Below are 13290 nucleotides of genomic sequence, written 5' to 3'. Positions count from 1 at the left end.
AACATCAAAATCGAAGTGGTGAAAAATAAAGAAGAAGGCGGCAAAGTAGCCTACCGACTGATAAAAGAGGCCTTGGAAGAAGGGGCTGAAGTTTTCGGACTGGCAACCGGCAGCACGCCGGAAATGCTTTATAAAGAACTGAGGGAAAGCGATCTGGATTTTTCAGATAAAATAGCTGTAAATTTGGATGAATATATCGGTTTAGAAGCGGATCATCCGCAAAGCTACGAACACTTTATGAAGGAACAGCTCTTCAATGACAAGCCTTTTAAAGAAACGCATATTCCCGACGGACTGGCTACTGAAGAAGATGAAAATGAACGTTACGATGAGATCCTTGAAAAAAATCCGATCGATGTACAAATTTTAGGTATCGGAACGAATGCGCACATCGGTTTCAACGAGCCGGGCACGCCATTCGATACAAAAACACATAAAATAAAACTGACTGAAGATACCATCCAGGCAAACAAACGCTACTTTGAATCTGAAGACGAGGTTCCTGACTATGCATACTCCATGGGGATAGCATCGATCATGGCCGCTAAAAAAATCATTCTGATGGCCTATGGAAAGAATAAAGCAGAAGCTATCGAAAAGACCGTGAACGGTCCTGTATCAGAAGACGTTCCTGCCAGTATCCTCCAGAAGCATCCGGATGTTGTTATTATTGTGGATGAAGAAGCTGCCAGCCAGTTATAAGCAGCCTGCTAATTCATTTTTAGGAAGGACAGACCATGTCAAAAAAAGTACCTGTATACATTGCAATGCATAATAAGCTGAGACAGAAAGTAATGTCAAATGAATGGAGCAAAGGGCAGAAGATCCCTTCTGAACGGGCACTTGCAGCTGATTTCAATGTCAGCCGCATGACAGCGAGGCAAGCAGTGAGTTCCCTGGTGGAAGAAGGACTGCTTGAAAGGAAACAGGGGGCTGGGACATTTGTAGCCTCTGACAAAGTCCGTGAAAAGCTGAGTGGTATCCCAAGTTTTACCGAAACGATCGAACGACTGGGGAAAACGCCATCAAGTAAGCTGGTTTCTTTCTACACTAAGTATGCAAGCGAGAGTGAATCGGAGAAACTTAAAATAGGTCAGAATGAAGAAGTGCTTGTTATGGAACGCATACGCTTTGCGGATGACCAACCGATATGTTTTGAAGTGGCAACGATTCCTTATCATATCGTGAGTGATATCAATAAAGATGAACTGAAACAGCACCTCTATCAGTCTCTTTCCGATAGAGGCTACCATGTTGCCCGAGCGGAGCAGATCATATCGGCTACATGGGCATCAGAACAGGTTGCCGATATGCTGAATGTGAAACGTGAGGCTCCGATCCTCAGACTGAAACAAGTCAGCTATACTCAAGAGGAAAACCCGTTCGAATATGTCAGGGCCCAGTACGTCGGGTCACGCTATGAGTTTTTTTTAGAAGCAAAAAGCAACTAAAAAATGTCACTTTTCTATCCAAGCTGACTGGGCTGTTTTGCTCCAGTCAGATTTTTAGAGAAGTGACATTCTTTTTTATCTAGTCTTCGTCCAGCAAATCTTCCGGATTTTCTATATCTTCCGGCTCGGTTCCTTCATCCAGTTCCAGATGTTCACGCAGAGTGCTGCGTGCCTCTTCCAGAGATTCATCGTAGGGATTCCAGACGTAAAGCTCCTGATTGTATCGTTCGATATACTCATAAGAAGCTTCACCTGAAAGAACGACTGATTCGATCGTATTTGCAGCCGGTCTGTAGTTTGTTGCGACTGTCATCATCTGCTGACCGGACATGTTTGTCTGAAGGTTTTGTCCGATGGCATCAAGGATGTCTGTGAAATTCGTGACTGAATTGATCGAGGCTAATTCATCGACGACCGCAGCGATCACCTCACGCTGTCGCTCTTGTCTGCCGAAATCACCTCTGGGATCCTGTTTTCTCATCCGTGCATAGCCGAGGGCTTCTTCGCCATCCAGTTCCTGTATACCTTCTTCGATAACGATAGCATCCGCGGTCTCTTCACTGTCCTGGACCGTGAACGAGAAGGGAGCATCTACAGTGATGCCGCCAACAGCATCCACCAGATCAACAAGACCTTCAAAATTCAATGTGGCATAAAACGAAATAGGGATCGTCAGGTAATCTTCTACAAAATCAATCAGCCCTTTAATGCCCACTTCAGGATAAACAGCATTGAATTTTTCCTGGGTATTGCTGTCTGGTAGAGTGATCAAGGTATCTCTGGGAATCGAGATGATTTTTGTCGATTCTTTATCAGGATTGACAGTGGCGACCATAATGGAATCTGAACGTCTCGATTCTCCTGCACCTTCTGCATCCAGACCTAAAATCAGGAAGGAGATCGGGTGGAGTTCACGCAGAGATTCATCCTGTTCACTTGTATCTCTCAACTCGTCAGGTGTCTCTTCATTGACGTCGTTTAAGAACACTCTGACTTCATTTGCGTAGTAGCCGGCGATGACGCCGATAACCAGAAAGATGAGTAGGCCTAAGCCCAAGGCTACGCCTTTTAAACGCTTTACTTTTTCTGCTTTATTTATGTGTTTGTCTGATCTCATATGGACCTCTTTTCTAAAGGGTGACTGATAGGATTTATCTTTTATAAGTTTAATCTAGTTACAGGGTAAATGCAATTGTATTTTGAAAGTTTAGAATGCTATAATGAGTGCAAAACAGCATGAAAAGAGAATGATTATGTTTGATATGTTCGTTGTACTCCTCGTAAGTATTTTTACTATGATCACGTCCCTGATCCTTACTCCAGTCTTTACTTGGCTGGCACATAAGTGGGGTATCATAGACGATCCTGAACCTAAAGAACGAAGAATCCATGAAAAAAGAATGCCGACAATGGGTGGGATAATCATTTACCTGTCCTTTTATCTGGCGGCTTTTTTTCTGCTGCCCATCCCGGACAGTCAATTGATCCCCTTATTTATTGCATCTACGATTATTGTCATTACTGGTGTCATCGACGACATATTTGAATTGTCTCCCGTCCTTAAATTACTTGGTATTGTTTCGGCAGCAGCATTAATGTATTTTCTGGGGGATGTGGCCTTGCAGACAATGACTTTTCCTTACTTTGGGACCTTGTCATTCGGTATATTACAGCTTCCTTTAACTATTCTGTGGATCATCAGTTTTACGAATGCCATCAATTTGATCGATGGACTGGACGGTCTGGCCAGCGGGATATCTGTGATCGCTTTGACTACTATGGGGATCATTGGTTTTTTCTTCCTGACTATTGAAGAAGTTTCTGTTTCAGTCATGATTTTTATTTTAGTGGCGGCTATTGCTGGTTTCTGGCCCTATAACTTTTATCCGGCCAGTGTTTTTCTAGGAGATACGGGAGCCTTGTTTTTAGGTTTCATGATAGGCGTGTTCTCACTCCAGGGTTTGAAAAATGCCACATTGATCTCGCTGGTCCTGCCCATTATCATTATGGGGATCCCTATTACGGACACTCTGTTTGCCATGATTCGAAGAAAAGTGAATAAACAATCTATTGTCGTGGCTGATAAAAGTCATATCCATCATCGTCTTATGACCCTCGGTATGTCACACAGACAGACAGTGCTGGCCATTTACAGTGTGTCTGTTATCTTTTCGATCATAGCGCTGCTATATAATTTCTCCACGCTGCTTGGTTCTGTTCTCCTTACGATCTTCGTCATCGTCGGCATCCTTCTGTTTGTGGAAATCATCGGTCTGGTAGGTGAGGACAAGCGGCCGATCCTCAATACATTAAAACGGTTTACCAAGAAGCTCAATAAGTGAACATAGTTAAAGACCTCTCGTATCGTTATCCAGACGATACGAGAGGTCTTTTATATTTGCCGATGCTGTGTGTACTTATGAGGCGGTATCATCAGATCGAGCTGAACCGGTTGAATCATTAGCCTTATTTAAAGTATTTTTCAATTCGGTTTGAATGGCCTCAAAGCTGTCTGGCTGGATACGGACAAGATCCATTCCCCGTTCAGTAAAACTCGACCATTCAAAGATGTGGGTCGAGATGGAAAAAGAATCGTTCAATCCCGTCTGAGCAATAGCAGTCATATCCTTCAAGCGCATATTCGTCTGCATATTGCTTCCGACAGTTTCAGCGATGCCTGTGTACTTCGTAATCGATTCAAAATTCAGTGCTTTTCTGATGATGGCCTCAATGATCAGCTGCTGACGTTCTCCACGCTTGACGTCATTGTCGATTTTACGAGTTCTCGCAAGGGCAAGTGCTTCTTCTCCGTTCAATGTCTGATAGCCGGGCTCAAGTTTAATGGACCCCGTCTGATCATCAGAATTCATCTCATTGATAGCTACCGGAACATTCATTTCGATACCACCAAGTTCATCTATGATATCAAGAAAAGCGGCAAAATTGAAAGTCGCATAATAATGTATAGGAACATCCAGCCATTCTTCAACAGTCTGTACCATGGCGCTCTCTTCCCCGACAGCATAAGCGGAATTTATCCGGTCATAACGGAGGGTCGTTCCTTTGTTGATGATGGGAACGAAAGTATCTCTAGGAATGGAAACCATATTCATTTCGTGTGTTGTCGGATTAAGCGTCGCATAAATGATCGAATCGGCACGGGTCGAGCCAAGCTGCCGGTCTTCATTATTGTCTACTCCAAGAAACAGGAACGAAACAGGTTCGTCTATCGGATTGACTTTTTCAACGGGTTGCTGGCGCTCGATTTCTGCAAAAGAGGCGTCGATTTCATTTTCCACTGTAGCAAAAAGTCTGGCAAGATAGACAGCACCAATGAGGATCAGGGTGAAAAGCGGGATCAGGATGCTTAAAATAATACGCTCTTTTCTTTTTTTCTTATAATTGTTTGTACGGGACGGATCAGACTGCTTTTTATATTTAGACACGTGAGTTACTCCTTTAAGATAAGTTGAAACACCTTGTTATTCATTACTATTATTATGGTAAATCGGACACTTGTCAATGCATGAAGACATACTGAGTGAACGATTCCTTGATCAGGAGCCAAATCCTGATCAAGGGACCCGAGTCTTCTGCCACTTTGACTCAGGCTCATTTTTCAACAGGGACTTCGATCCAGGCTTTTGCACCAACTTGAAAGGCTGCCTGTGCGCTTGTCCATTCGATGATTTCTCTTTTGAAAATATCTGTTTTATCAGCAGGAATCAGACAATGAAAGGTAACCTCCGCAGTGTAGTCGGTTGAGTGTATGGTATAAGCTGATTCTTCCAGTCTGTTTTGAAGCTTTCCACTGACAGGATAAGAAACAGTCACTGCTACAAACTGCTGAAGCTGCTTCTCGACGATGCCGATATGGTTCAGGGCCTCACTTGTCACCTGTCCGTATGCCCGGATCAGTCCCCCGGTCCCCAGTTTCGTACCGCCGAAATAGCGAGTCACGACAGCTGTCACATTCTGAAGGCGCCTTTTTTTCAGCACTTCCAGCATCGGTACACCGGCAGTGCCACTGGGTTCTCCATCATCGGAGGCACGCTGAATATGGTTGTTTTCACCGATCAAGTAGGCTGAACAGTTATGATTGGCTTTCCAATGTTCTTTTTTCATTTCTTCGATAAAGGCCTGTGCCTCATCTTCAGATTCAGTTCGTCTAAGGGTGCAGATGAATCGGGATTTTTTTATGATCAGTTCATGAGAACCGTATTCTTTAATTGTTCGATAATTTTTCATTTTATAGTCCCTTTCAAATCGTCTTTATGTTGGTGTATAATAAGAAACATGCTATAGTGTAAAGGTGATTACCAGGTTAACTCTTTTGGAAGCGAGGTGAAAAAATGCGTATAGCTATTGTAACAGATAGTACAGCTTACTTAAACAGGGAAGAATATGAACAGGACAACGTTTATATGGTCCCATTATCAGTTATTTTCAAAAATGAAGTCTATAAAGAAGAAGTGGATATCACATCGGATGATTTCTTTAAAATGGTGAGAGAATCAGAACAGCTTCCGACTAGTTCTCAACCGACCGTAGGGGAACTGACTACGCTTTATCAGGAACTGGAAAAAGAGTATGATGCAGTGATCAGTATCCATCTTTCCAGCCGGATTTCAGGTACGTTCCAGAACGCTTACAGTGTGGCTAAAACAATGGAAGGTCTGAATGTTTATCCTTATGATTCGGAAATGGCCGGTGCAGGTCAGGCTTTTCTAGTCAAAGCAGCTGCAAAACTGGCAAGAGAGAACCACTCAGTGAATGAGATCATTGAACAGCTGGATAAAATCAAAAAAGAAACAGCCATCTACTTTGTTGTCGATGATTTGACCAACCTGATCAAAGGCGGGCGATTGTCCCGAGTGGCAGGTGGTGTAGCAACAGCTTTGAAAATCAAGCCTGTTCTGACATTCAGAGGCGGAGAAATCATCGCCTACGATAAGATCAGAACAAAAAAGAAAGCATTGAAAAAAATCGAATCGCTGCTTGAAGAATCAGTTAGAGAAATGGATTATCCGATCGTTGCCACGATCGTTCATGCCTATTGTGAAAATGAAGCCGAGGCTTTTAAAGAACAGATGGAAGACAAGTTTCCTGATGTCCGGTTTACATCAAGCTTTCTGGGACCCGTCGTCGGTGTACACACTGGGGAAGGTGCTGTAGGGATGTCATGGACTATGGATATCAACAGACTATAACACGCTATTATTTTATATCGATTATTAAAAGTGCCAGTTATCTGGTGCTTTTTTTTAAAAAAAAAAGTCATTTTTCCTCGCGTTTGTAAATATATAGAGTAACGAATGTATTAAGGAGTGGAAAAGAATGACGAAAGAATCATTGGTTTACGGCAGAAGTCTGCTGAAAGAAGAGCTGCCGTTTTCACTGACAGATGAGAATATGGGGAAAGTGATTACAAAGCCGGCCTTCATGACTGTAAAAGGTGAACGTGTGTGTGCCAGATGCTCCACTGTGTCGACCTTGACCAGAGGCTATCCCTGCACCTGCGGGGGAGTTTGTCTATATTGCCGGGAGTGCATTGGCATGGGAAAAGTGAGAGAATGCGCCAAATTATACACCATGATCGATCCACGCCAGTTTGTATCCTTTGATAAGCCCTGTCTCAAATGGGAAGGTCAGCTGTCAGCCCAGCAAAGTGACGCATCAGATAAGGTCATAGAAAGTATACACAGCTGTAAAGAAACGATCCTCTGGGCCGTCGCGGGAGCTGGTAAAACGGAAATGCTCTTTCGCGGCATCCAGGAAGCTCTTGAATCCAACAAGCGTGTCTGTATAGCTTCTCCCCGAGTCGATGTCTGTCTGGAGCTGGCTCCGCGTATCCAAGAGGCCTTTCCTGATGTCCCTTTAGCTGTTTTATACGGTGGAGCAGAAGAGAGCTACGTGTATACACAGCTTGTCATTGCCACGGCACATCAGCTGTATCGGTTCGAAGCGGCTTTCGATATCCTGATCATAGATGAAGTGGATGCCTTTCCTTTTTATATGAACAAGGCTCTGCTCTTTGCAGCAGAAAAAGCCCGCCGAAACCCATCGTGTCAGATCTATTTAACGGCCACTCCAGATAAGCTCATGCAAAAGCGGATCAAAAACAAACAGATAGAGGCAGTGATCCTGCCGGCACGCTATCATGGGTTTGCCTTACCGGTACCCAAGGCTATATATCACAAGAACGATATCCTTGGTAACAGGTATGCTGAAAATACGATACTCATCCGGCATATGCTAGTGCTTATCGGACAGAAAAAGAGATTCCTCCTTTTTATTCCCACCATAGCTATGATGGAAAAGATGAGACTGATCTTTCAGAATGTATTCAAAGATGTGTCCTTTGAATGCGTTCACTCAAAAGATGACCAGCGCAAAGAAAAAGTGCTGAATATGCGTAAGGGGAAACTTGATTTTCTCGCCACCACGACCATTCTTGAACGGGGTGTGACATTTGATGATATAGATGTGATCGTGTGGTGTGCAGATCACACAGTTTATACTGAAGCTGCTTTAGTGCAGATTTCAGGGAGAGCCGGTCGTTCAAAAGAACACCCGGATGGACACGTCACTTTGTATCATCAGGGCTGGACGAAGGCGATGAAACGGGCACTCAAACAAATCAGAAGGATGAATGATCTGGCGCGCTGCCGAGGGCTGATTCAGTGAACAGGTGTCTGTGGTGTCAGGGAGCGATCGAGACATCCGTGACTTTTTCACAGATATTTTATGAGAAGCCACTTCATACTCATCTTTGCAGTGGATGCCGTCAGCTTCTGAAAGCTGTGGCTGATTCAGGGAATAAATGTATCAGCTGCTGCAAACTGTCGGAAAAAGAACAGTGTCTTGATTGTCTGAGGTGGAAAAAGATGTACCCCGACTATCCGTTCAAGCACGAAAGTCTGTTTTACTATAACAGCTTTGCAAAAGAATACATGGAAAAATATAAAATCATGGGGGACTGTGAGCTTTCCCTGCTCTTTGCCTGTGAGCTGCAAACATATTTCAAATCCAAGCTGAAGCAGTCTGTTATCGTACCGATCCCTACCAGTGAAAAGAGCCGGACAGCAAGAGGATTCAATCAGGTGGAACTGCTGCTGGAGAGTGCCGGACTACCGTATATAAAAGCATTGAGTCACATTGGTAAAGGCGAAAAACAGGCCAGGAAAAATAGGGGCGAACGGATGGAAATGACTCAGCCGTTCTCTCTGAATAGCAAGGAGATACCAGAACTTGAAGGTTACTCTGTCATACTGGTGGATGATCTCTATACAACGGGGCGGACAGTTTTTCATGCTGCTGATGCCCTGAGAAGTTGTTCTCCCAGAAGCATTCAAACGTTCTCTTTGTTCAGATGATCTTAATCATTTTTATAAGTGTACTTTGATTGAGAAAGCAAACGCTATCATGTATAATTAATTTAAGCAAACATAGTAGTTTTGCTTAGAGATGGTCCTGGTCAGTGTGTTATGATTAAGACTATACTAGATTTGGAAGGGTGAAGTATTATGCTTAGATACAATGTTAGAGGAGAAAACATTGAGGTGACTCAAGCCATAAGAGAGTACGTAGAGAAGAAAGTCGGAAAGATAGAGAAATACTTTAACGATGTGCCGGAAGCCAATGCACATGTTAATCTGAAAACATACTCTGATAAAACGGCAAAAGTTGAAGTCACTATCCCACTGCCTTATGTGGTTTTACGTGCAGAGGAAACTTCCCCAGATTTATATGGAAGCGTCGACTTGGTCGTCGACAAACTGGAACGTCAAATGAGAAAATATAAAACAAAAATCAACCGTAAGAACCGTCGTTCACAAGGCGTCGACGCACCACAGCCTGTCGATAATGACTTGTGGGCTGACCTTAATATCGAAGGTGATGAAGAGGACTTAAGCGCTGCGATCGTCCGTACGAAACGTTTGAGCCTGAAACCGATGGATGCAGAAGAAGCCGTCCTGCAGATGGATATGCTTGGACATAACTTCTTTATCTTTGAAGATGCAGATACAAATGGAACAAGCATCGTCTACAAGCGTAATGACGGCAAATATGGATTGATCGAAACAGATTAGATCGTCAAGAACCTGTGGTATTTATACTGATATATGAATGGAAAGAGGGTGGGACAAAAAGTCCCACCCTCTTTCCTGCGTTTAGCTAAAGTATAATCTCCGTCCATCGGAATTGTGACTAGTTCAATGACGTCCATTCACTTAAAGTAGTCACAAAAGCCGTTTAGTGACCAGTTTAGGCTGTGATTCTTCAGGAAGGAGTCTCAACACCCTTATAGTGACCAGTTGATACAATGATCTGCTGCTAGGAAGTAGTTGTTATGCAACGAAATCGATCATCAGAATGTTCTCACTTTCTAACAATTTCAAAAAAGATAAAAAGGCCGGGAACATTTGAGCCGGCCTCTATTTTGGTCTGTATTCATTCATTTGTTTCTTCCAAGTGTTCAGTGCCGTTCCACTTTTCCAGGGTGAAATGACCGTCTTCGCGGTTCAGTATGGTGATGCTGGTGTTATTGAGCGGTGGGAATGACCGGTAATCTTCCACACCTTTTCCCAGCAGAGAAAGCACTGTGCACATGATCAGGATACTGTGCCCCACAAAGAGGATATCTTCTTCGGGATACTCAGCAATAGCGTCCTGTATCGTTTTTCTACCTCTAGCTGTCAGCTGTTCATAGGTCTCACCACTGATCGTTTTTGGATCATATAATTCCGGCTGTTTCCTCAAGTGATGGAAAAGTGTGGGATACTGTTTCTCAATGTCTGGAATCAGTAAACCTTCCCAGTCACCATACATCATTTCTTTAAAGTCCTCAACGAAATCTACGGTATTAGATAATGTGAATTCTTTTGTGATCAGTTCAGCTGTTTGTACGGCACGCTCCTGGGGACTGACAATGACATGTCTGATGCCTTCAGTATTCAAGAATTCACCTGTCTTTCCAGCATCTTTCCGGCTTTCTTCCAGTAAAGGAGAATCGATGCCTCCTCCTTGAACATAATTCCCCTGATTCAACTCTGTTTTTCCATGTCGGACAAAAAATAAGCGCTGCATAACTCGTCTCCTTAGTATTATTATAGGTCGATTTTAACATAGATAAGCCATCGTTTGAAAACCCTTTCCCTCTATTGTCTGCAGGACACAGGAGTTCTATTAACTTCGGGTATATATGTATTAAGAGGCCTTTTATTTGCCCTTTAATAATGGTATGATAATACAGTATGAGAAATTCGAGAAGTATAGTAGTAGAAATGAAACAATAGAGGAGATTTACATTCATGGCTCACTTATTAAAGAGGATATTTGAAAACGATAAAAAAGTATTGAAAAGATATGGTAGAATCGCCGATAAAATCGAAGCATTAGGCAGTGAAATGGAAGCTTTGACGGACGATGAGTTGAAAGCTAAAACAGAAGCATTTAAAAAGCGCTATGCTGAAGGGGAAACACTTGACGACCTGCTTGTTGAAGCCTTTGCTACAGTGAGAGAAGCTGCACGCCGTGTGCTGGGACTTTATCCATTCAGAGTACAGCTTATGGGTGGCATCTCCTTACATGAAGGCAATATTTCCGAGATGAAAACAGGTGAGGGAAAGACCCTGACAGCCACGATGCCTGTTTACCTGAATGCCATCGCCGGTGAAGGTGCACACGTCGTCACGGTCAATGATTACCTGGCCACACGTGACGCGGAAGAGATGGGCGAACTTTACAGATGGATGGGACTGACTGTTGGTCTGAACCTTAACGCCAAGACGTCTGCCGAGAAAAGAGAAGCTTACCTGTGTGACATTACCTATTCAACGAATAATGAACTTGGGTTTGATTATCTAAGAGACAACATGGTTGTATATAAAGAACAAATGGTTCAGCGTCCCTTGAACTTTGCGATCCTGGATGAGGTCGACTCTATCCTGATCGATGAAGCCCGTACACCGCTGATCATCTCAGGACAAGCCAATAAATCCACGTCTTTCTATACACGCTGTGATTTCTTTGTCAAAGGACTGAAAGAAGAAGAAGACTATACGATCGATCTGTCATCTAAATCGATCTCCTTGACAGAAGAAGGTATCGAAAAGGCTGAACGTACTTTCCACGTACCGAACTTGTATGATATCGGCAACCAGGCTCTTGTGCATCACCTGGACCAGTCGCTGCGTGCCAACTACATTATGCTGCGCGATATCGATTATGTTGTCGACGATAATGCAGTTAAAATCGTTGACCAGTTTACCGGTCGTATCATGGAAGGCCGCCGCTATTCAGATGGACTGCATCAGGCGATCGAAGCGAAAGAAAACGTCGAGATCCAGAAAGAATCCAAGACGATGGCAACGATCACCTTCCAGAACTATTTCCGTATGTATAAAAAACTGTCCGGGATGACGGGTACAGCTAAAACGGAAGAAGAAGAATTCAGAGAAATCTACAACATGAACGTTATTGCTATTCCAACGAACCGTCCACTGATCCGTGATGACCGTGATGATCTGCTTTATCCAACGCTTGAAAGCAAGTTCAACGCTGTGGTATCGGACATCAAAGAACGTCATGCCAAAGGCCAGCCTATTCTTGTAGGTACAGTAGCTGTCGAGACTTCTGAACTGATCAGTGATTTGTTGAAAAAAGAAGGCATTCCTCATGAAGTGCTGAATGCGAAAAATAATTTCCGTGAAGCAGAAATCGTCGTTAACGCCGGGCAGCCTGGAGCTGTAACGATCGCTACCAACATGGCCGGTCGTGGTACTGACATCAAACTAGGCCCTGGTGTGAAAGAACTGGGTGGTCTGGCAGTTATCGGTACAGAACGTCACGAATCCCGTCGTATCGATAATCAGTTGAGGGGACGATCCGGTCGACAGGGAGATCCTGGTGTTTCTCAGTTCTATCTATCACTTGAAGATGATCTGATGAAACGTTTTGGTTCCGAACGTATCCGAATGGTTCTTGAGCAGCTGAAAATCGCTGAAGATGATGCTGTCATCCAAAGCCGTATGATCAGTCGCCAAGTGGAATCTGCCCAGAAACGTGTTGAGGGTAACAACTATGATACCCGTCGTAACGTTCTGAAATATGATGACGTCATGCGTGAACAGCGTGAAGTGATCTATTCTCAGCGTCAGGAAGTTATCATGGAGACAGAATCACTGAATTACGTGACCGTGCCTATGATCAAGCGTACGATCCAGCGTTATGTTCAGCTGAATACACAGCAGGAAGATTCGTCTAAATGGAATCTGGACCATATCGAAGACTTTGCGCACACGACACTTGTGCACCCTGAGGATTTGAGTGTAGAAGACTTGAAAGGCAAATCAGCCGACCAGATCGAAAAACTTCTCGTTGATCTGTCACTGGCCAATTACGAAGAAAAAACATCTCAGTTAAATGGGAAAGAACAGGTTCTTGAATTTGAAAAAGTTGTCGTTCTGCGTGTCGTTGACAGAAAATGGACAGATCATATCGACCAGATGGATCAGTTGAGACAGGGGATCGGCCTGCGTTCTTATGGCCAGTTCAACCCGCTAACTGAATACCAGCAGGAAGGCTTCACACTGTTTGAGGAAATGATCGGGGAGATCGAACACGATGTTACCCGTCTGCTGATGAAATCTCAGATCAGACAAAACCTTCAGCGCGAACAAGCTACACCAAGCTCGGATAAAAAACAAGTGAAACGCAAGTCGGAAAAACCAACATTTTCTCATGACGAAAAGACACATACACGCATGGGATAATAAAAACCTGGAAAAGGAACGGATAGCTTATCTGTTCCTTTTCCGCTATGTAAAATGGAGGG

General features: G+C 43.7%; 12 protein-coding genes. 8 read left to right on the top strand and 4 right to left on the bottom strand.

Annotation, left to right across the window (positions count from 1 at the left end; all coding sequences use genetic code 11):
* The first annotated feature begins 3 nt into the window (after window positions 1-3).
* Window positions 4-702: a glucosamine-6-phosphate deaminase gene (locus AB4027_RS09855; protein ID WP_368646426.1), complete on the top strand. Its 699-nt coding sequence runs from the start codon at window positions 4-6 to the stop codon at window positions 700-702.
* Window positions 703-737: 35 nt separating this feature from the next.
* Window positions 738-1451 (top strand): GntR family transcriptional regulator, encoded by a 714-nt coding sequence (locus AB4027_RS09850; RefSeq protein ID WP_368645204.1) that lies wholly within the window; start codon window positions 738-740, stop codon window positions 1449-1451.
* A 79-nt stretch (window positions 1452-1530) separates the two neighbouring features.
* Here AB4027_RS09850 and AB4027_RS09845 read toward each other — a convergent pair whose 3' ends face one another.
* Entirely contained in the window at window positions 1531-2568 is a 1038-nt protein-coding gene (locus AB4027_RS09845) for an LCP family protein (protein WP_368645203.1), read from the bottom strand.
* 145 nt (window positions 2569-2713) lie between these two features.
* On the opposite strand from AB4027_RS09845, the gene AB4027_RS09840 reads away from it, so the two are divergent.
* On the top strand, window positions 2714-3793 hold the full coding sequence (locus tag AB4027_RS09840) for a glycosyltransferase family 4 protein (RefSeq protein WP_368646425.1): 1080 nt from the start codon (window positions 2714-2716) through the stop codon (window positions 3791-3793).
* Window positions 3794-3868: 75 nt separating this feature from the next.
* Here AB4027_RS09840 and AB4027_RS09835 read toward each other — a convergent pair whose 3' ends face one another.
* Together AB4027_RS09835 and AB4027_RS09830 are read right to left on the bottom strand one after the other, a co-directional pair.
* Complete coding sequence (locus AB4027_RS09835; RefSeq protein ID WP_368645202.1) at window positions 3869-4897, bottom strand: LCP family protein; 1029 nt, start codon at window positions 4895-4897, stop codon at window positions 3869-3871.
* A gap of 166 nt (window positions 4898-5063) precedes the next feature.
* Window positions 5064-5699 carry a YigZ family protein gene (locus tag AB4027_RS09830; RefSeq protein ID WP_368645201.1) on the bottom strand — a complete coding sequence of 212 codons (636 nt, stop codon included), beginning with the start codon at window positions 5697-5699 and terminating at the stop codon, window positions 5064-5066.
* A 104-nt stretch (window positions 5700-5803) separates the two neighbouring features.
* Between AB4027_RS09830 and AB4027_RS09825 the strand changes: the two genes are divergently transcribed.
* The 4 genes from AB4027_RS09825 to raiA all read left to right on the top strand — a co-directional run bounded on the left by AB4027_RS09825 (window position 5804) and on the right by raiA (window position 9544).
* Window positions 5804-6661: a DegV family protein gene (locus tag AB4027_RS09825; RefSeq protein ID WP_368645200.1), complete on the top strand. Its 858-nt coding sequence runs from the start codon at window positions 5804-5806 to the stop codon at window positions 6659-6661.
* Window positions 6662-6788: 127 nt separating this feature from the next.
* On the top strand, window positions 6789-8138 hold the full coding sequence (locus AB4027_RS09820; RefSeq protein ID WP_368645199.1) for a DEAD/DEAH box helicase: 1350 nt from the start codon (window positions 6789-6791) through the stop codon (window positions 8136-8138).
* Window positions 8139-8338: 200 nt separating this feature from the next.
* On the top strand, window positions 8339-8827 hold the full coding sequence (locus AB4027_RS09815) for a ComF family protein (RefSeq protein WP_368645198.1): 489 nt from the start codon (window positions 8339-8341) through the stop codon (window positions 8825-8827).
* Window positions 8828-8977: 150 nt separating this feature from the next.
* Window positions 8978-9544, top strand: a complete 567-nt coding sequence (gene raiA / locus AB4027_RS09810) for a ribosome-associated translation inhibitor RaiA (RefSeq protein ID WP_091488290.1) — start codon at window positions 8978-8980, stop codon at window positions 9542-9544.
* Window positions 9545-9905: 361 nt separating this feature from the next.
* Here the strand turns inward: raiA and AB4027_RS09805 are convergent, their stop codons facing one another.
* Window positions 9906-10541, bottom strand: a complete 636-nt coding sequence (locus AB4027_RS09805) for a histidine phosphatase family protein (protein WP_368645197.1) — start codon at window positions 10539-10541, stop codon at window positions 9906-9908.
* A 224-nt stretch (window positions 10542-10765) separates the two neighbouring features.
* Between AB4027_RS09805 and secA the strand changes: the two genes are divergently transcribed.
* Entirely contained in the window at window positions 10766-13228 is a 2463-nt protein-coding gene (secA, locus tag AB4027_RS09800) for a preprotein translocase subunit SecA (RefSeq protein WP_091488293.1), read from the top strand.
* The last annotated feature ends 62 nt before the right edge of the window (window positions 13229-13290 follow it).

The organism is Alkalibacterium putridalgicola (genome assembly GCF_040959045.1).
Classification (GTDB): domain Bacteria; phylum Bacillota; class Bacilli; order Lactobacillales; family Carnobacteriaceae_A; genus Alkalibacterium; species Alkalibacterium putridalgicola.
Note: the sequence above shows the minus strand (reverse complement) of the source record. Positions and strands in the feature narration are given on the sequence as shown.